We start from the raw sequence: 17734 nt of genomic DNA, 5'->3' as shown, positions 1-17734 counted from the left end.
TCAGTTACCCAGCTTGGCCAGTTGCGTTTGCAACTTGCCCAGCGTCGCGCCGAACTCGGCGACCCGCTGCTTTTCCTGCTCGACCACGGCGGCCGGGGCGCGGGCGACGAAGCTCTCGTTGCCGAGCTTGGCCTGGGCGGACGCGATCTGCTTTTCCAGCTTGTCGATTTCCTTCTTCAGGCGCTCCTTTTCGGCGGCGACGTCGATCTCGACCTTGAGCATCAGGCGCGTTTCGCCAACGACAGCGACCGGTGCCATCGCATCTTCCGGCAGGTCGGCGAGGATCTGCACTTCGGACAGCTTGGCCAGCGCCTGCAGGATAGGCGCGAACTCGGCGATTTCCGCACCGCCGCCAGCGACCAGCAGCGGCGTGCGCTGCGCCGGGGAAATTCCCATCTCGCCGCGCAGGTTGCGACAGGCATGGGCCAGCGCCTTCAGGCGCTCGACCTTGGCCTCGCTGGCGGCGTCGATCTTGTAGTCCTCGGCGCGCGGGTAGGCGGCGAGCATGATCGAGTCGTGCGTCTTGCGCCCGGCGATCGGCGCCACGGTCTGCCACAGTTCCTCGGTGACGAAGGGAATCAGCGGGTGGGCCAGGCGCAGGATGGCTTCCAGCGTGCGGATCAGGGTTCGGCGGGCGCCGCGCTGCTGGGCCTCGTTGCCGGTCTGGACCTCGACCTTGGCGATTTCCAGGTACCAGTCGCAGAACTCGTCCCAGACGAACTTGTAGATGGCCTGGGCGATCAGGTCGAAGCGGTAGTCGGTGAAGTGGCGCTCGACTTCCTGCTCGACGCGCTGCAACTGGCTGACGATCCAGCGGTCGGCGAAGGAGAATTCCAGCGGCGCATTGCCGCCGCAGCTGGCGCCGTTCTGCTGGTGGTCGAGCGCCAGGTCGTGGCCTTCGACGTTCATCAGCACGAAGCGGGTGGCGTTCCACAGCTTGTTGCAGAAATTGCGGTAGCCGTCGCAGCGATTCAGATCGAACTTGATGTCGCGGCCGGGCGAGGCGAGCGAGGCGAAGGTGAAGCGCAGCGCGTCGGTGCCGAAGGCCGGGATGCCTTCCGGGAATTCCTTCTTGGTCTTCTTGGCGATGCTCTCCGCCTGCTTCGGGTTCATCAGGCCGAAGGTGCGCTTTTCGACCAGCGCGTCGACGCCGATGCCGTCGATCAGGTCGATCGGGTCGAGCACGTTGCCCTTCGACTTCGACATCTTCTGGCCTTCGCCGTCGCGGATCAGGCCGTGCACATAGACGTGCTTGAACGGGATCTTGCCGGTGATCTGCTTGGTCATCATGACCATGCGTGCGACCCAGAAGAAGATGATGTCGAAGCCGGTGACCAGCACCGACGACGGCAGATATTGCTGGAGCAGCGGGTTGGCGGCGTCGACGGCTGCGTCACCGGTCCAGTCCAGGGTCGAGAACGGCCACAGGGCGGACGAGAACCAGGTGTCAAGGACGTCCTCGTCGCGGCTGAGGGCGCCGGTGTAGCCGGCCTTGGCGGCGGCGGCACGGGCTTCTTCCTCGCTGTGGGCGACAAAGGTCTCGCCGTTCTCGCCGTACCACGCCGGAATCTGGTGGCCCCACCACAGTTGGCGGGAGATGCACCAGTCCTGGATGTTGTTCAGCCACTGGTTGTAGGTGTTCACCCAGTTTTCCGGGTAGAACTTGATCTCGCCGGAATGAACGACTTCCAGCGCCTTTTCCGTGATCGACTTGCCGTCTTCACCCGGCTTCGACATGGCGACGAACCACTGGTCGGTAAGCATCGGCTCGATGACGACGCCGGTGCGGTCGCCGCGCGGCACCTTCAGCTTGTGCTTGTCGACCTTGACCAGGATGCCTTCGGCTTCGAGGTCGGCGACGACCGCCTTGCGGGCGTCGAAACGGTCGAGGCCGCGATACTTCTCCGGCGCGTTGTCGTTGATCTTGCCGTCCAGCGTCAGGATCGAGATCATCGGCAGCTCGTGGCGCTGGCCGACCGCGTAGTCGTTGAAGTCGTGCGCCGGCGTCACCTTGACGCAGCCAGTGCCGAATTCGAGATCGACGTAGGAATCGGCGATGATCGGGATTTCGCGGCCGGTCAGCGGCAGCTTCACCATCTTGCCGATCATGTGCTTGTAGCGCTCGTCTTCCGGATGGACCATCACGGCGGTGTCGCCGAGCATGGTTTCCGGACGCGTCGTGGCGACGACCAGGCTATCCGAGCCATCGGCCAGCGGATAGCGGATCTGCCACATGAAGCCGTCCTCCTCTTCCTGCACGACTTCCAGGTCGGAAACGGCGGTGTGCAGCTTCGGGTCCCAGTTCACCAGGCGCTTGCCGCGGTAGATCAGGCCTTCGTTGTAGAGGCGGACGAAGGTTTCGGTGACGACCTTGTTCAAGCCGGCGTCCATCGTGAAGCGCTCTCGCGTCCAGTCCGGGCTGGTGCCCATGCGGCGCATCTGCTTGGTGATGGTGTTGCCGGAGTATTCCTTCCATTCCCAGACCTTCTCCAGGAACTTCTCGCGGCCGAGGTCGTGGCGCGAAATGCCCTGCGCGTCGAGCTGGCGCTCGACGACGATCTGGGTGGCGATGCCGGCGTGGTCGGTACCCGGCTGCCACAGCGTGTTGTGGCCGCGCATCCTGTAGTAGCGGGTGAGCGCGTCCATGATCGTCTGATTGAAGCCGTGACCCATGTGCAGCGTGCCGGTGACGTTGGGCGGCGGTAGCTGGATGCAGAAGTTGTCCGGCTTGCTGCTATCGACGCCGGCGGCGAAGTAATTGCGCGATTCCCACTCGGGATACCAGCGGCGTTCAATGTCGGCGGGTTCGAAGGCTTTGGCGAGTTCCATGAGCTTGTTGCTAAAGGGGAAAACCCGCGATTATACCGGAGCCGGCAGCTCCCTTTGCCGCCTTCTCAGCGCCGCCGGTGGCGTTTCAGCGTTTCCGGGTCGCCGAGCAGTTCGGCGACCGTCGTCGCGACGATCTTCGGAATTTCGGCGAGCAGCCGGGCTTCGATGCGCCGGCCGAGTTCTTCGGCGAGGGCGGCGCCCCAGTCGGTGTCGAGCGGCGGCACCGGCGTTGTCGCCGGATTGCCGGTTGCGGGGGCTTTCGGGGGCGTCGGGCGCGGTGCGGGTGGGGGCGGTGCGGCAACGGTGGGGGCCACGTCGACCAGCACCGGGATGTCGTTCTCGACATCAATGGCGTCGGTGAGCAGCGGCACTTCCTCGTTTTCGCCGCTGCTGTGGCGGCGGTGCATCAGGGCGTCGGCGCGGGCCAGGATGGGGCTGGGCATGGCGTCAGCGGTCCTTGAGGTCGAAATAGCTGACCTCGCAGCCCTGTTCCTTGTAGTAGCGGACCCGCTCGCGTGCCGCCAGGCGTTCGGATTCTTCCTGGCCGACCACCTCGATCAGGCTCTGGAAGCGTTCGTAGGCGCGCGGTACTTCGTTCGACAGGTTCATCAGCCGCTCGTCCTGGGCGATCCCGTCGAGGCGGTCGGCGATCAGGATCGGCGTTTCCGCCGCCAGCGGCGAATCAGCCCGACAGTGCGGCACGAAGGACAGTTGGTCGCGGGTCCACAGCAGTCGATCGACGCCGTCGGCGACCGCGCGGTCCGGCGCATAGACCAGGATCGGCTTGCGCTTGGCCCAGGCGCCGGCGATCAGTGCGCAGGCGGCGGCGATCTTGTCGGAGGCGCCGTGGTAGAAGAAAACCTTGGTCAATCGGCCGATCCCGCGCGTTGCAGCAGATACTGGGTGAGCAGGGGAACCGGCCGTCCGGTGGCGCCCTTGTCCTTGCCCGAGGTCCAGGCGGTGCCGGCGATGTCGAGGTGCGCCCAGTCGTACTTCTTGGCGAAGCGCGACAGGAAGCAGGCGGCGCTGATCGCACCGCCCCAGCGGCCACCGATGTTGGCCATGTCGGCGAACGGGCTCTTCAGGAGCTCCTGGTAGTCGTCCCACAGCGGTAGGTGCCAGGCGCGGTCGCCGGTTTCCTCGCCGGCTTCCTGGAGGTCGCGGGCGAGGCTGTCCTTGCTGGCGAACAGGCCGCTGGCGACATGGCCGAGGGCGACGACGCAGGCGCCGGTCAGGGTGGCGACGTCGATCACCGTGTCCGGGTTGAAGCGCTCGGCGTAGGTCAGCGCATCACAGAGGAGGAGGCGGCCTTCGGCATCGGTGTTGAGGATCTCGACGGTCTGTCCGGACATCGTGCTGACGATGTCGCCCGGGCGCGTCGCATTGCCGTCGGGCATGTTTTCCGCCGCCGGGACGATCACCGTCAGGTTGAGCGGCAGGGCCATCCGGGCGACCGCCTTGATCGTGCCGAGGACGGCGGCGGCACCGCCCATGTCGTACTTCATCTCGTCCATGTCGGCGCCCGGCTTCAGCGAGATGCCGCCGGAATCGAAGGTGACGCCCTTGCCGACCAGGACGACCGGCTTGTCCGCCGCCTTGGCGCCCTTGTACTGCAGGACGATCAGCCGGGGTTCGGCAGCGGCGCCGCGCGCCACCGCGAGCAGGGCGTTCATGCCGAGCGCGGCCATCGCCGGGCGATCGAGGATTTCGCAGCCGAGACCGAGTTCTTCGGCCAGCGCCTGCGCCTGTTCGGCCAGGTAGGCGGGATTGCAGACATTCGGCGGCTGGTTGCCGAGGTCGCGCGCCCACTGGCAGCCTTCGCCGATCGCCAGGCCCTGGCGTAGTGCCTCTTCGGCGGCGGCGAGTTCGCTGCGCCGTTCGACGATCAGGGTCAGTCGACGCAGGCGACGCGGCTCGTCGTCCTTGCTGCGGTAGTGGTCGAAACGGTAGCCGGCGGCGAGCGAGCAGACGGCGGCCTGGCGGATGCGCCAGGCGGCATCGCGCTTGCGGACGGCGATTTCGGTGAGGAAAAGGGTGGCATCTTGGGCGCCGGTTTCGCCGACGGTCTTCACCGCCAGACGCAGGGCGGCGCAGTATTCTTTCTCGCGGAAGTCCTTTTCCTTACCCAGGCCGACCAGCAGGATACGTTCGCACAGGGTGCCGGGGACGTTGTGCAGCAGCAGCGTGCTGCCGGCCTTGCCGTTCATGTCGCCACGGCGGAGGATGTCGCTGATCATGCCGCCGGCGGCGTTGTCGATCAGTTCAGCCGACAGTGTCAGCCGCCGGTGCTCGAAAACACCGACGACGACGCAGTTGCTTCGCTGCTTTTCCGGGCTTCCGCTTTTTATGCTAAATTCCACGCGCTGCTCCTGTCCCAGGGAAATATCGGCATCCCGTGGATTATCCACGCAATTTTTCGGTTTCGTCAAAGCATGATATTCGAACGCGCCGCGCGGCGCGAATTCGCCCAGGCAGCGGCTGGCATCATCGTCGTATTGCTGGCCATCGTCACCTCAATCCAGTTGATCCGCCTGCTCAAGGATGCAGCCGGCGGCGAGCTTGCGCCGGAAGGCGTGCTGGCCTTGCTCGGCTTCGCGCTGGTCAAGTTTCTGCCGATGCTGCTCAGCCTGACCCTGTTTGTTGCCGTTTTGATGTCGCTGTCACGGATGTACCGCGATTCGGAAATGGTCGTCTGGTTGAACAGTGGCATGTCGTTGATGGCCTGGATCAGACCGGTGTTGCGTTTTGCGTTGCCGATCATGATTACCGTCGGCGGGCTTTCGCTGGTCCTGGCGCCGTGGGCCAATCAGGCGCAGAGCGAATTCCAGGCCGGTCTTTCCGCCCGCTCCGAACTGTCTTCGGTATCGCCCGGCACTTTCAAGGAGGTGCGCGGCGGCCGTCAGGTCTATTTCATCGAGCGTCTCGACGACGTTGCGGGGAAGATCGGCAATGTTTTCGTCGCTTCGCTGCAGGAGGGAAAGCTTGGTGTCGTCATGTCCGATTCCGGAGCCCAGGAAGTCCATGAAAATGGCAGCCGTTTTCTGGTTCTGCAGCGTGGGCGGCGCTATGAAGTCGAACCGGGAAGCGCGGCTTTCCGGATCATGGACTTCGAACGCTACCTGGTGCGCGTCGAGGAGGCCGAGATTCAGCCAAAAGGGCCCGCGCCGCGCCGCATGCCGCTGCTCGCCCTGCTTCAGGAATCGGGTCCGGACATGCGTGGCGAATTGCTGTGGCGGGTTTCGCTGCCGGTGGCGGCGCTGATCCTGGCCTTGCTGGCGATTCCCTTGTCGTATGTCAATCCGCGTGCCGGGCGCTCGGCCAACATGCTGATCGCGATCATTGTCTATGCCATCTATAGCAACCTGATCTCGATTTGCCAGGCCTGGGTGATCGGCGGCAAGCTGCCCTTTGCGATCGGCGTCGTCTTGCCGCACCTGCTGATGCTGCTGCCGCTCGGCTTGCTGTTCTATCGCCGCGTTTTCGGAACATTTTCAAGGCGGAGGCGGGCTTCCTGATGTTGCGCGGCATGACTTATCAGCGTTATCTGGTGCGCGAGACGATGCTGGCCATCCTGCTCGTGTTGTTCGCGTTCGTCGCCTTGTTCGGATTTTTCGATTTCGTCGATGAGCTGCGTTGGGTTGGGCGGGGGCGGTACGGTGTCGGCAGCGCCATGCTGATCGTTCTGGCCTCGTTGCCCGGCCTGGTATACGAACTGATTCCGGTGGCTTGCCTGATCGGCACGCTGTATGCCTTGGCCACCCTGGCCCGGCATTCCGAGATAACCGTCCTGCGGGCTTCCGGGCTGACGACCGGGCAATTGCTGCGGACGCTTTACCGGGCGGCTATCCTGCTCGCAGTCGCCACATTCGTTCTTGGCGAGACGGTGGTCCCGTTCGCCGATCGTCTGGGCCAGGAGGTCAAGGCCAGCGCCATGGACAAATCCTTTGCCCAGCAGGGTTTCATCAGCGGTATCTGGGTCAAGGATGGCAAGGATTTCATCAATGTGCGCAACGCGCTGAATGAAAATTACCTTGAGGGCGTGCGCATCTACCGCTTCGATCGGGATAATGCACTGCGCTCGGTGACCGAGGCGAACTCCGCTTCCTACGTCGAACGTAGCGGCTGGTTGATGAAGGATGTCGTCAGGACCGAGTTGGCTGGCGATCAGGCGAGTGTCGTCCACCTCGCCAGCGATCTCTGGCAGTCGTCGATCACGCCGACGTTGTTGTCGGTACTGATGGTCGCTCCGGAGCGGATGTCGTTGTACGACCTGTTTGGCTATACCCGTCACCTGTCGGCAAACCGGCAGACTACCGAACGCTACGAAATCGCCATCTGGAAGAAGATCTTCTACCCGTTGGCGTCGCTGGTCATGGTCACGCTGGCCTTGCCTTTCGGCTACTTCCATGACCGGGTCGGTGGTGTCAGCTTGAAGATTTTTGGTGGGGTCATGCTGGGCATCACCTTTTACGCGCTCAACGGTCTCTTTTCCAACCTTGGCGTGATCAATGCTTGGCCACCGTTCGCCAGTGCCGCGGCGCCGTCCGCATTATTTCTTCTGGCTGCCGCGACGATGATCTGGTGGGTCGAGCGGCGCTGAGTCGTCGCGGATGATGCGGGTGCCGGCGATCCGGTCGTGCAGGAAGAGACCCTCGCGATCGATGAGCGCCCAGAAGATGCCGATGCCGAGCAGGCAGATGCTGGGCCAAGCCGCCATGTAGCGCAGGATGGCCTGCAACGGACGCGGCGGAGCGCCGCTATGGTCGACCAGGCGCAGTTTCCAGGTTTTCATCGGCAAGGTCTGGCCGCCGTGCAACCAGCACCAACCGAAATAGACCAGCAGCACCAGGAAGACGTGCAGCCATTGCAGCTTGCCGCTGGGCTGGAAGCCGAAGCCCTGCAGCACGATCTGCGGGAAGAGGAAGAAGGCGATCAGGATGGCGAAGACGACCAGGCCTTCATAGACCATGGCGCCAAGTCGGCGACCGAGGCTGGTGGGATCGTGAATCATCGTGGGGCGGCAGGACTACTGCGCCGGCGGCGGTGTTTCCTCGCTGGCGACGGGTTCCGGTGCGGGTGGCGGGGCGAGAAGGATAGCCGATTTGTGGCGCTCGCGGACGCCCTGTTTTTCCTCTTCGGGGAGATTCTTGTAGGCCGACCATTTCTTCTTGATCTGTTCCTGATGCTTGCTGGGCAGCTTGGAGAGGTCGCGATAGTTGTCACGGGCCCGGTTGCGCTGCTCGGGCGTCATCGTCGCCCAGTCGCGCATCCGCTTCTGGACGCGTTCCTGTTCCTTGGTGCCCATCTTCGGGTAGCGGGAAGCGGTGGTCAGCCACTGTTTGCGGCGGATGTGCTCCATCTGGTTCCAGTCGCTGGCGAGCGGCATCAGGATTTTTCGCTGTTCGATCGTCAGCCCGGCCCAGTCCGGCTGCGGCGGGGTGCCGATCACTGCGCTGGTCGGCGGGTTGGCTTGCGCCGGGAGGGTGAAGGCCAGCAGCGCGGCCAGCATCATTCCTCCGAGAACGCTTCTTCCGCCGTATCGTCCGTGTTGTCTATGAGCCATGCGAGAAATTCATTGTCCTGCAGTACATCCGGTGGAAGATCGTCGGCCAGCAGGGCGCTGTCCGTCGCGGCGATTTCGGCGACATACTGTTCGCTGTGCCAGTAAAAAGATATCCACATGCCGAGCAGCAGGCCGATTATTGCCAGTCCTTGCCGGAACCCGGTAGGTAAGGAAGCTCTGCCGAAAGAGGTGGAGAACGAGTGTCCGGTCGTCGTGTTCGCCAGCAACTGGCTTTCCGCCTGCTTCTGACGCGCCAGCGCCAGATGGCGCGCGGCCTCCAGCCGCCGGGTGCTGGCCGGTGAAATGTCCTGCAGGCCATGGTCCAATGCCTGCTTGATGCGGTATGCCTGTCTTTCTTCATTCATAACTTGATCCCCTTCGCCGACAAGGCCGCGGCCAACGTATGCGTGGCCCGCGAGCAATGCGTTTTGACGCTCCCCTCAGAGCAGCCCATCGCACTTGCCGTCTCGGCAACATCCAACTCTTCCCAGTAACGCATGACAAAGGCTTCGCGTTGACGTGGCGGCAACTTTTTTAATTCCTCCTCGATCAGGGCAAGTGTCCTGGCTTGGAACAACTGGCTCTCCGGGGTTTCCGGATGATCGATTTCCTGCGTGGACTGGAGTGTTTCGAGAGGGTCCTGGTCATCGTCGTCGGACGTAAAGGCGGAGAGTGCGGTGGTCCATAGGGCTCTGACCTTGCTGCGCCGGAAATGGTCGCGGATGGCGTTCTGCAGGATGCGCTGGAAAAGCAGGGGGAGTTCCATTTCCGGGCGGTCGCCATATTTTTCGGCGAGCTTCATCATCGCATCCTGAACGATGTCGAGCGCGGCTTCCTCGTCTCGCACCGCATAAACGGCCTGCTTGAAGGCGCGCCGCTCGGTGTTCTCGAGAAAACTTGAGAGCTGGTACGGGGTGGCCAGGGTGGGACTTTCTGACTGGGGTTGGGGTCGGAGGGTCAAGGATTGAATCTTGACCGCACGGGGGGGTGTCGATTAAGGTTATGCCCTTTTAAGTTAACTGCTTTTTGGGCTCGAGTATGATGATCAGCGGTGCGGAAATTGTAATCAGGTGCCTGCAGGAAGAAAAGGTCGATTGCGTGTTCGGATACCCAGGCGGTTCCGTTCTGCACATCTACGATGCCCTTTTCAAGCAGGATGAGGTCAGGCATGTCCTGGTACGCCACGAGCAGGCTGCGGTGCATGCTGCGGATGCCTATTCGCGTTCTTCGCAGCGCGTCGGCGTCGCGCTGGTGACCTCCGGTCCAGGCGTCACCAATACGGTGACCGGCATCGCCACCGCCTACATGGATTCGATCCCGATGGTCGTGCTGTGCGGCCAGGTGCCGACTGCCTACATCGGTCAGGACGCCTTCCAGGAGTGCGATACGGTCGGCATCACCCGCCCCTGCGTGAAGCACAATTTCCTGGTCAAGGACGTCAAGGATCTGGCGATCACGATCAAGAAGGCCTTCCACATCGCCGCGACCGGCCGTCCCGGTCCGGTGGTCGTTGACATCCCGAAGGACGTCACGGCGCAGATGTGCGAGTTCGACTACCCGAAGACGATCCAGATGCGTTCGTACAACCCGGTCGTCAAGGGCCATCTCGGCCAGATCAAGAAGGCCGTGCAGATGCTGCAGGAAGCCAAGCGGCCGATCATCTACACCGGCGGCGGCGTGATCCTGTCCGACGCGGCCGACAAGCTGACTCGCTTGGCGCAGAAGCTCGATTTCCCGGTCACCAACACGCTGATGGGCCTCGGTGGTTACCCGGCGACCGACCGCCAGTTCGTCGGCATGCTCGGCATGCACGGCACCTTCGAAGCCAACAACGCGATGCACTACGCCGATGTGATCCTGGCCGTCGGCGCCCGCTTCGACGACCGCGTCATTGGTAACCCGGAACACTTCGGCAGCGAGAAGCGCCGCGTCATCCATATCGACATCGATCCGTCGTCGATTTCCAAGCGGGTCAAGGTCGATGTGCCGATCGTCGGCAATGTCGCCGACGTGCTCGACGAGATGCTCAAGCTGCTCGACGGCGGCTGCAAGACCGATCCGGAAGTTGCCGACTGGTGGAAGCAGATCGACGAATGGCGCGGCCGCAAGTCGCTGGCCTATCGCCAGTCGAACCACATCATGCCGCAGTTCGTCGTCGAGAAGCTTTACGAAGTGACCGGTGGCGATGCCTTCATCACTTCCGACGTCGGCCAGCACCAGATGTTCGCCGCGCAGTACTACAAGTTCGACAAGCCGCGGCGCTGGATCAATTCCGGCGGCCTGGGCACGATGGGAGTCGGCCTGCCGTACGGCATGGGTGTGCTGATGGCCAATCCGGATGCGCAGGTTGCCTGCGTCACCGGCGAAGGCTCGATCCAGATGTGCATCCAGGAAATGTCGACCTGCAAGCAGTACGGTCTGCCGGTCAAGATCATCAACCTGAACAACGGCATGCTCGGCATGGTCCGCCAGTGGCAGGAGATGTTCTACTCGAAGCGTTACTCGCAGTCCTACGTCACCTCGCTGCCCGACTTCGTCAAGCTCGCCGAAGCCTACGGTCATGTCGGCATGCGCATTGAGAAGCCGGAAGACGTCGAGCCGGCGTTGCGCAAGGCCTTCACCGAGCACAAGGACGATCTGGTCTTCATGGACTTCATCATCGATCCGGGTGCCAACGTCTTCCCGATGGTCGCCGCCGGCAAGGGCCTGACCGAAATGATCCTGGCCGAAGAACTGTAAGCGGGTAAGGAAAACAACATGCGACACATCATTTCCATCCTGATCGAAAACGAAGCGGGCGCCCTGTCCCGCGTCGCCGGCCTGTTCTCGGCCCGCGGCTACAACATCGAATCGCTGACCGTGGCACCGACGGAAGATCCCTCGCTGTCGCGGATGACCATCCTGACCTCGGGCTCGGACGACGTGCTCGAGCAGATCACCAAGCAGCTCAACAAGCTGGTCGACGTGGTCAAGGTGGTCGATCTCTCGGAGGCCGCGCACGTCGAGCGCGAGCTGATGCTGATCAAGGTCCGTGCTACCGGCAAGGACCGCGAAGAGATGAAGCGGATGGCCGATATCTTCCGCGGCCGCATCATCGACGTCACTGAATCGACCTACGTCATCGAACTGACCGGGGCGAGCAGCAAGCTGGATTCGTTCATCGCCGGGCTGGATGCCGGCCTGATTCTCGAAACCGTCCGTACCGGTGTCTGTGGCATCGGTCGCGGCGATCGCATTCTCAAAGTCTGATTTACCCATAAGAGGATTCCATGAAAGTTTATTACGACAAGGACGCCGACCTCTCCCTGATCAAGGGCAAGAACGTCACCATCGTCGGCTACGGCTCGCAAGGCCATGCCCACGCCCAGAACCTGCGTGATTCGGGCGTCAACGTCACCGTCGGCCTGCGCAAGAGCGGTGCCTCCTGGGCCAAGGCCGAAGGCGCCGGCCTCAAGGTTGCCGAAGTCAAGGATGCCGTCGCTGCCGCCGATCTGGTCATGATCCTGCTGCCGGACGAGAACATCCCCGAGGTCTACAAGAACGACGTCGAGCCGAACATCAAGCAGGGCGCCACCCTGGCTTTCGCCCACGGCTTCAACGTGCATTACAACCAGGTCGTGCCGCGCGCCGACCTCGACGTGATCATGGTTGCCCCGAAGGGCCCGGGCCACACCGTCCGTTCCGAATACCTGAAGGGTGGCGGCGTGCCGTCGCTGATCGCCATCTACCAGGACAAGTCCGGCAAGGCCAAGGACATCGCCCTGTCCTACGCGGCTGCCAACGGCGGCACCAAGGGTGGCGTGATCGAGACCAACTTCCGCGAAGAAACCGAAACCGACCTGTTCGGTGAGCAGGCCGTTCTGTGCGGTGGCGCCGTCGAGCTGGTCAAGATGGGCTTCGAGACCCTGGTCGAAGCCGGCTACGCGCCGGAAATGGCCTACTTCGAGTGCCTGCACGAACTGAAGCTGATCGTCGACCTGATGTACGAAGGCGGCATCGCCAACATGAACTACTCGATCTCGAACAACGCCGAGTACGGCGAGTACGTGACCGGTCCGGAAGTCATCAACGCCCAGTCGCGCGAAGCCATGCGCAATGCCCTGAAGCGCATCCAGACCGGCGAGTACGCCAAGATGTTCATCCTCGAAGGTCGTACCAACTATCCTTCGATGACGGCCCGCCGTCGCCTGAACGCCGTGCATCCGATCGAAACGGTCGGCGGCCAGCTGCGCGACATGATGCCGTGGATCAAGAAGAACAAGCTGGTCGACCAATCCAAGAACTAAGGTTTTGGTGCTGGCTCGGTAGCGCGGCGTTGCTTCCGCTTGCCGTACTGACGTACTGTCTGCGCGGGCGCGCCTAGCGCTACCTTCGCTTTGGGCGGTGTAGGAATCTGCACCGCCCGAATTGTTTGTGGGAAGGGTGTATCCTTGCACCGTTCCAGCTCTTCCTCGCTGCCCATGACCGAACTCAAACCCCGTAAAACCCTGTTCAATCCGGAAGTCAAACGGCGCGGCATCTACCTGCTGCCGAACATGTTCACCACGGCGGCCCTGTTTGCCGGTTTCTTTGCCATCGTCCAGGCCATGCAGGGTGACTTCGAGCGGGCGGCGATGGCGATTTTCATCGCCATGGTGCTCGATGGCCTCGACGGCCGCGTTGCCCGCCTGACCAACACCCAGTCGGCTTTCGGCGCCGAATACGATTCCCTGTCCGACATGGTCAGCTTCGGTGTCGCGCCAGCACTGGTGGCTTATGAATGGGCGCTACGCGACCTTGGGCGCATCGGCTGGATCGCCGCCTTCATCTATTGTGTTGGCGCCGCGCTGCGCCTGGCGCGTTTCAATACGACGCTGGAAGTGATGGACAAGCGTTTCTTCCAGGGCTTGCCTTCCCCGGCGGCGGCGGCGCTGGTCGCCGGCCTGGTCTGGGTGATGATCGTTGCCGGCGTGCCGGGTGGCGACGTGCGCTGGATTGCCTGCCTGCTGACCGTGCTGGCCGGGGTGACGATGATCTCCAACATCCGCTATTACAGCTTCAAGGACGTTAATCTGAAGAAGAGCGTGCCCTTCTTCTCGATTGCGGCGATTGCGCTGGTTTTTGCGCTGGTTGCCTACAGCCCGGAAATCGCGCTGTTCGCCTTCTTCGTCGGCTATTGCCTGTCCGGCTACATCCTGGCCGCCGTCGGCTTGCTGAAGCGCAAGCCGGTCTGAGTCTCACGGAGTACCCATGAAACAACATCTGGTCATTTTCGACACCACCCTGCGCGACGGCGAGCAGAGCCCCGGCGCGTCGATGACGCGCGAGGAGAAGATCCGCGTCGCCCGCCAACTGGAGAAGATGCGCGTCGACGTGATCGAGGCCGGCTTTGCTGCCGCCTCGCCCGGCGACTTCGAATCGATCCAGGCGATCGCCCAGGCGATCAAGGATTCGACGGTCTGCTCGCTGGCCCGCGCCAGCGAGAACGACATCGCCCGCTCCGGCGAGGCGATCCGCCCGGCCAAGTCGGGCCGCATCCACACCTTCATCGCGACCAGCCCGATCCACATGGAGAAGAAGCTGCGCATGAGTCCCGACCAGGTGGTCGAGCAGGCGGTCAAGGCGATCGGCTGGGCACGGCAATATACCGACGACGTCGAGTTCTCGGCCGAGGACGCCGGGCGTTCGGAAATCGACTTCCTGTGCCGCATCTTCGAAGCGGTGATCAAGGCCGGGGCGAAGACGATCAACGTGCCCGACACGGTCGGCTACAACATTCCCTCGCAGTACGCCGAGACCATGCGCCAGTTGATCGAGCGCGTGCCCAACTCGGACAAGGTGATCTGGTCGGTGCACTGTCACAACGATCTCGGCCTGGCCGTCTCCAACTCGCTGGCCGCCGTGCTGGCCGGCGCCCGCCAGGTCGAATGCACGATCAACGGCCTCGGCGAGCGCGCCGGCAACGCCGCGCTGGAAGAAATTGTCATGGCCGTGCGTACCCGCGCCGATGTCTTCCCGGTAGAGACGCGGATCGACACGACGCAGATCGTCGCCGCCTCCAAGCTCGTCTCGCAGATCACCGGCTACCCGGTGCAGCCGAACAAGGCCGTCGTCGGCGCCAACGCCTTCGCGCACGAGTCCGGCATCCATCAGGATGGCGTGCTCAAGCACCGCGAGACCTATGAGATCATGCGTGCCCAGGATGTCGGCTGGACGCAGAACAAGCTGGTGCTCGGCAAGCACTCCGGGCGCAATGCCTTCAAGTCACGCCTGCAGGAACTGGGGATCGAGCTGGATAGCGACGAAACGCTGAACGCCGCCTTCGCCCGCTTCAAGGAACTGGCCGACAAGAAGCACGAGATTTTCGACGAGGACCTGCACGCGCTGGTCTCCGACGAAGTCGTGACGCCGGAGCAGGAGCATTACAAGCTGGTCTATTCGCGGGTCACCTCGGAAACCGGCGAGATGCCGTTGGCGACGGTCATCCTCAACGTCGGCGGCGTCGAACACAAGGCCGAGGCCAGCGGTGGCGGGCCGGTCGATGCGACGTTCAAGGCGATTGAAAGCATCGCCGCTAGCGGCGCCGAGTTGCTGCTCTATTCGGTCAATGCGATCACCACCGGTACCGACGCCCAGGGCGAGGTGACGACGCGCCTGGCCAAGGGTGGCCGCATCGTCAACGGCAACGGCGCTGACACCGATATCGTCATCGCTTCGGCACGTTCCTACCTGAACGCGCTGAACAAGCTCGAATCGACCCTAGACAAGGTGCGTGCCCAGGGCGACGACATCTGACCGGTCTGGTTGCAGTTGATTGGAAGGCCGCGCTCATGGGCGCGGCTTTTTTCATTGTGACCCGGTGTTGCGTGTCGACCGGATGAACATCACCGCGCCGGCAAAAACGACGACGGCGAGCAGCGTTTCGCCGACGGCCAGCCGCTGCGAAAGCCCGTGGTCGCTGGTGGCCCGGGTCAGGCCCTCGAGCAGGTAGAACTGGATCAGCAGCGACAGCCACTTGTAGGTGTAGCGCTTGCCGTGCAGGATGCCGAACAGCGGTGCCAGCAGCAGCACCGCCTTCAGCGTCAGCCACGATCCGCCCGGGCGCAGCGGCGCCAGCCAGGCCTCCCAGGCCAGACAGAGGAAGGTCAAGGCGATCAGACTGACGATGGTCAGGTTCTGGTAGAAACGCGGGCTCATCGCTGCTCCAGTTGCAGGACGAGGCGCGCCAGCCGCTGTCCCTGGGCAAAAGCCAGGCGGCTTTCGCTGTCGCTCAGTTGGGGATCGCCGCCGGCGCCGGCAACATGGCTGGCGCCGTAAGGCGTGCCGCCGCCGCTGGTCGACGACAGTTCGGGCTCGGTGTACGGTAGGCCCATGAGCAGCATGCCGTGGTGCAGCAGCGGCAGCATCATGCTCAGCAGCGTCGTTTCGTTGCCGCCGTGCTGGCTGGCACTCGACGTGAAGACGCAAGCCGGCTTGCCGGCCAGGCTGCCGTTCTGCCAGGCGGCGATGGTGCCGTCCCAAAAGTACTTCATCGGTGCCGCCATGTTGCCGAAACGGACCGGGCTGCCCAGCGCCAGGCCGGCGCATTCCTCAAGGTCGCGCATCTCGACGTAGGGCGCGCCGCTGTCCGGAATCGCCGGTTCGCCAGTCGCGCACACCGTGGTGACGCGCGGTACCGTGCGCAGCCTGGCGTGGGCGCCGGCGACCGAGTCGATACCGCGGGCCAGGCGTTCGGCCAGGGCGCGCACCGAGCCGCGGTGGCTGAAATAGAGAACGAGAATGTCGTGCATGGGGCCGGATTATAGCCGCCGCACTCAGTCCTCGTCGTCGGGCAGCAGGGTGAAGATTTCGACGACGCCGGTCTGCTCGTTGAGATCGCCGGTCCGGACTTCGCGGATCTGCAGGTTGCCCTGCTCGGTCAGCAGTACCATGCGCCGACGATTTTCAGCGAGGCCGCCGGTCGGCGCGATCAGCGACTGCGTCAGCCGTAGCGGCGGAGCCTCCGGGAGCACCAGGACGCTCATCGGACCACTTTGCGGCCAGGCCGGATCAGCGATCTGCGCCGAAAATGCCCGGCTGGCAAGTAGCTGCAAACCGAGTTCGATATGCTCCGGGTTCTCCGAGATCGCCCAGCGCACGATGCAGACATGCCAGTTGTCAGCGCGTGGCGAAAATTCGTCGCGCGGCTGCAAGGCAACGATGTCGCCGACGCGCAGGCTGGCGGTGCTGCCGCTCATGTGCATCAAGGCATAGCCTTCAGGGCTTTCGTTGGTGACCATCCACTCGCTGATGTCTTCGCTGATTTCCTGGCGTTGCAGCAGGCGGTGCAGAGCTTCCAGGCCCAGGCAGACGCGGGCGCGATAGGCATGACGCCGGCGCGGAAACTTGCGTCTGGCGGGAAAGCCCCAGAGCTTTTCCAGGCGCCGCAGGACACCACGTCCGGCGGCGTTGCCCGCCATGTTTGGCAGGCCCAGGCTCTCGGGGGCGGTGCCGGCATCAAGGGCGATGGCGAGCTTGTGGACTTCAGCCGCCAACTCGCCAGCGGCAAAATAAAGCGGTCTGATACCTTCGCCAGGCTGGCGTCGCACCATTGCGTATGCGGGACTGTCGCGCTCGAGATCGATCCAGAAGACATCATCGCCAGCGCCGTCGGGCGGGGTGTCGGTGAGCTTGATCAAATGTCCGAGGCGTTCGGTCAGCGTGCTGATCAGCGCCAGTTCGGTCGAAGAAAAAGAGGCGGGTTGAGCGATCGCTTTCAACAGTATGTCGCTGTACATGCGCTCAATGCTGGCGCTTCCCGTTGTGTTGCTCAGGCGTTCGATGCCAAGTCGGCGGGCGGTACGGTATGCCGCGTTCAGTTGTTGCCAAAGTCCGTTGCCGGGTGGCGCGGCGACCAGATGGTGAATCTGGATCTGTGCGCCAATCGCCTGCACGGCACGCCGCAGCGAGGCCTGCATGCGTTCGTCGGGTAGGGCGTCCTGTGGGTTGTAGTGGGCGGCCAGCGAATTGAAGTATTCCTGAGCCAGGGTTTCCAGCAGTTTCAGCAGCGCCTTGGTTTTCTGGCGGGTTTTCCGGGTGATCGGCAGCGTTGGCTGTTGAAGGCCGGGTAATTCGGCTTGCAGGATGGATTCGGCATGGGCAAACAGCAGATCGAGGAGTTTGACGTGGGGAAGCGGTCCGATCGCCGCCTCGCGCAAGCTGAGAAGTTGCTGCAGAAGTTCCTCGGCGTCCTCTGAGTGGCCGCGCGCCAAGGCCAGCCATTCCAGGATGCCCTTGACCAGTTCCTCGCTCTCCGGGGGAGCTTCCTTGTTCGCGATTTTTGCCATGATTTGTAAAGAATAGCAAAAACTCGTTCGCTCGGCA

The 17734-nt window shown here is 63.2% G+C and carries 18 protein-coding genes; 7 read left to right on the top strand and 11 right to left on the bottom strand.

The window, feature by feature from the left end; all coding sequences use genetic code 11:
* From ACLIIZ_RS14755 to ACLIIZ_RS14740, 4 genes are all read right to left on the bottom strand, one after another.
* A complete protein-coding gene (locus ACLIIZ_RS14755; RefSeq protein ID WP_416693367.1) occupies nt 1-2829 on the bottom strand; it encodes a valine--tRNA ligase in 2829 nt (942 codons plus the stop codon).
* Nucleotides 2830-2894: 65 nt separating this feature from the next.
* On the bottom strand, nt 2895-3272 hold the full coding sequence (locus tag ACLIIZ_RS14750) for a hypothetical protein (protein ID WP_416693366.1): 378 nt from the start codon (nt 3270-3272) through the stop codon (nt 2895-2897).
* A 4-nt stretch (nt 3273-3276) separates the two neighbouring features.
* On the bottom strand, nt 3277-3699 hold the full coding sequence (locus tag ACLIIZ_RS14745) for a DNA polymerase III subunit chi (protein ID WP_416693364.1): 423 nt from the start codon (nt 3697-3699) through the stop codon (nt 3277-3279).
* Entirely contained in the window at nt 3696-5189 is a 1494-nt protein-coding gene (locus ACLIIZ_RS14740) for a leucyl aminopeptidase (protein ID WP_416693362.1), read from the bottom strand. The genes ACLIIZ_RS14745 and ACLIIZ_RS14740 overlap by 4 nt, the downstream gene beginning before the upstream one ends.
* Before the next feature lie 72 nt (nt 5190-5261).
* Here ACLIIZ_RS14740 and lptF point away from each other — a divergent pair, with 72 nt between their 5' ends.
* Nucleotides 5262-6344, top strand: a complete 1083-nt coding sequence (gene lptF / locus ACLIIZ_RS14735; RefSeq protein ID WP_416693360.1) for an LPS export ABC transporter permease LptF — start codon at nt 5262-5264, stop codon at nt 6342-6344.
* 11 nt (nt 6345-6355) lie between these two features.
* A complete protein-coding gene (gene lptG, locus ACLIIZ_RS14730; RefSeq protein ID WP_416693359.1) occupies nt 6356-7429 on the top strand; it encodes an LPS export ABC transporter permease LptG in 1074 nt (357 codons plus the stop codon).
* On the opposite strand, the gene ACLIIZ_RS14725 is transcribed toward lptG, so the two are convergent.
* Genes ACLIIZ_RS14725 through ACLIIZ_RS14710 form a run of 4 tightly spaced genes read right to left on the bottom strand, consistent with a single transcriptional unit; the run spans nt 7379 to nt 9353 of the window.
* A complete protein-coding gene (locus tag ACLIIZ_RS14725) occupies nt 7379-7840 on the bottom strand; it encodes an RDD family protein (protein ID WP_416693358.1) in 462 nt (153 codons plus the stop codon). The two genes, lptG and ACLIIZ_RS14725, sit on opposite strands and share 51 nt — an antisense overlap.
* 15 nt (nt 7841-7855) lie before the next feature.
* On the bottom strand, nt 7856-8338 hold the full coding sequence (locus tag ACLIIZ_RS14720; RefSeq protein WP_416693357.1) for a DUF3106 domain-containing protein: 483 nt from the start codon (nt 8336-8338) through the stop codon (nt 7856-7858).
* Complete coding sequence (locus ACLIIZ_RS14715) at nt 8338-8757, bottom strand: DUF3619 family protein (RefSeq protein ID WP_416693355.1); 420 nt, start codon at nt 8755-8757, stop codon at nt 8338-8340. The genes ACLIIZ_RS14720 and ACLIIZ_RS14715 overlap by 1 nt, the downstream gene beginning before the upstream one ends.
* Nucleotides 8754-9353, bottom strand: a complete 600-nt coding sequence (locus ACLIIZ_RS14710; RefSeq protein ID WP_416693353.1) for an RNA polymerase sigma factor — start codon at nt 9351-9353, stop codon at nt 8754-8756. The genes ACLIIZ_RS14715 and ACLIIZ_RS14710 overlap by 4 nt, the downstream gene beginning before the upstream one ends.
* A gap of 77 nt (nt 9354-9430) precedes the next feature.
* Here ACLIIZ_RS14710 and ilvB point away from each other — a divergent pair, with 77 nt between their 5' ends.
* The 5 genes from ilvB (at nt 9431) to ACLIIZ_RS14685 (ending at nt 15166) form a co-directional block, all read left to right on the top strand.
* On the top strand, nt 9431-11131 hold the full coding sequence (gene ilvB / locus ACLIIZ_RS14705) for a biosynthetic-type acetolactate synthase large subunit (protein ID WP_416693351.1): 1701 nt from the start codon (nt 9431-9433) through the stop codon (nt 11129-11131).
* 18 nt (nt 11132-11149) lie between these two features.
* Entirely contained in the window at nt 11150-11641 is a 492-nt protein-coding gene (ilvN, locus tag ACLIIZ_RS14700; protein ID WP_374326627.1) for an acetolactate synthase small subunit, read from the top strand.
* A gap of 20 nt (nt 11642-11661) precedes the next feature.
* Nucleotides 11662-12678, top strand: coding sequence for a ketol-acid reductoisomerase (ilvC, locus tag ACLIIZ_RS14695; protein WP_416693348.1), 1017 nt, complete (start codon nt 11662-11664; stop codon nt 12676-12678).
* A 174-nt stretch (nt 12679-12852) separates the two neighbouring features.
* Nucleotides 12853-13605: a CDP-diacylglycerol--serine O-phosphatidyltransferase gene (gene pssA / locus ACLIIZ_RS14690; protein ID WP_416693409.1), complete on the top strand. Its 753-nt coding sequence runs from the start codon at nt 12853-12855 to the stop codon at nt 13603-13605.
* 16 nt (nt 13606-13621) lie between these two features.
* Nucleotides 13622-15166 carry a 2-isopropylmalate synthase gene (locus tag ACLIIZ_RS14685; RefSeq protein ID WP_416693346.1) on the top strand — a complete coding sequence of 515 codons (1545 nt, stop codon included), beginning with the start codon at nt 13622-13624 and terminating at the stop codon, nt 15164-15166.
* A 51-nt stretch (nt 15167-15217) separates the two neighbouring features.
* Here ACLIIZ_RS14685 and ACLIIZ_RS14680 read toward each other — a convergent pair whose 3' ends face one another.
* From ACLIIZ_RS14680 to ACLIIZ_RS14670, 3 genes are read right to left on the bottom strand one after another with little or no spacing between them, the layout of a single operon-like run.
* Nucleotides 15218-15568 carry a DUF2069 domain-containing protein gene (locus ACLIIZ_RS14680; protein WP_416693344.1) on the bottom strand — a complete coding sequence of 117 codons (351 nt, stop codon included), beginning with the start codon at nt 15566-15568 and terminating at the stop codon, nt 15218-15220.
* Nucleotides 15565-16161, bottom strand: a complete 597-nt coding sequence (wrbA, locus tag ACLIIZ_RS14675; protein WP_416693342.1) for an NAD(P)H:quinone oxidoreductase — start codon at nt 16159-16161, stop codon at nt 15565-15567. The genes ACLIIZ_RS14680 and wrbA overlap by 4 nt, the downstream gene beginning before the upstream one ends.
* A 24-nt stretch (nt 16162-16185) precedes the next feature.
* Nucleotides 16186-17697 carry a hypothetical protein gene (locus ACLIIZ_RS14670; RefSeq protein WP_416693340.1) on the bottom strand — a complete coding sequence of 504 codons (1512 nt, stop codon included), beginning with the start codon at nt 17695-17697 and terminating at the stop codon, nt 16186-16188.
* Nucleotides 17698-17734 lie beyond the last annotated feature (37 nt).

Origin of the sequence: Azonexus caeni, assembly GCF_048146105.1 — a bacterium.
Taxonomy (GTDB): Bacteria; Pseudomonadota; Gammaproteobacteria; order Burkholderiales; family Rhodocyclaceae; genus Azonexus; species Azonexus aromaticus_B.
Note: the sequence above shows the minus strand (reverse complement) of the source record. Positions and strands in the feature narration are given on the sequence as shown.

What these genes read in the sequence shown, in the direction of transcription:
- ACLIIZ_RS14755 (WP_416693367.1), bottom strand. Translation starts at nt 2,829, where the DNA reads ATGGAACTCGCCAAAGCCTTCGAACCCGCCGACATTGAACGCCGCTGG.
- ACLIIZ_RS14750 (WP_416693366.1), bottom strand. Translation starts at nt 3,272, where the DNA reads ATGCCCAGCCCCATCCTGGCCCGCGCCGACGCCCTGATGCACCGCCGC.
- lptF (WP_416693360.1), top strand. Translation starts at nt 5,262, where the DNA reads ATGATATTCGAACGCGCCGCGCGGCGCGAATTCGCCCAGGCAGCGGCT.
- lptG (WP_416693359.1), top strand. Translation starts at nt 6,356, where the DNA reads ATGACTTATCAGCGTTATCTGGTGCGCGAGACGATGCTGGCCATCCTG.
- ACLIIZ_RS14725 (WP_416693358.1), bottom strand. Translation starts at nt 7,840, where the DNA reads ATGATTCACGATCCCACCAGCCTCGGTCGCCGACTTGGCGCCATGGTC.
- ACLIIZ_RS14720 (WP_416693357.1), bottom strand. Translation starts at nt 8,338, where the DNA reads ATGCTGGCCGCGCTGCTGGCCTTCACCCTCCCGGCGCAAGCCAACCCG.
- ACLIIZ_RS14715 (WP_416693355.1), bottom strand. Translation starts at nt 8,757, where the DNA reads ATGAATGAAGAAAGACAGGCATACCGCATCAAGCAGGCATTGGACCAT.
- ilvB (WP_416693351.1), top strand. Translation starts at nt 9,431, where the DNA reads ATGATGATCAGCGGTGCGGAAATTGTAATCAGGTGCCTGCAGGAAGAA.
- ilvN (WP_374326627.1), top strand. Translation starts at nt 11,150, where the DNA reads ATGCGACACATCATTTCCATCCTGATCGAAAACGAAGCGGGCGCCCTG.
- ilvC (WP_416693348.1), top strand. Translation starts at nt 11,662, where the DNA reads ATGAAAGTTTATTACGACAAGGACGCCGACCTCTCCCTGATCAAGGGC.
- pssA (WP_416693409.1), top strand. Translation starts at nt 12,853, where the DNA reads ATGACCGAACTCAAACCCCGTAAAACCCTGTTCAATCCGGAAGTCAAA.
- ACLIIZ_RS14685 (WP_416693346.1), top strand. Translation starts at nt 13,622, where the DNA reads ATGAAACAACATCTGGTCATTTTCGACACCACCCTGCGCGACGGCGAG.
- ACLIIZ_RS14680 (WP_416693344.1), bottom strand. Translation starts at nt 15,568, where the DNA reads ATGAGCCCGCGTTTCTACCAGAACCTGACCATCGTCAGTCTGATCGCC.
- wrbA (WP_416693342.1), bottom strand. Translation starts at nt 16,161, where the DNA reads ATGCACGACATTCTCGTTCTCTATTTCAGCCACCGCGGCTCGGTGCGC.
- ACLIIZ_RS14670 (WP_416693340.1), bottom strand. Translation starts at nt 17,697, where the DNA reads ATGGCAAAAATCGCGAACAAGGAAGCTCCCCCGGAGAGCGAGGAACTG.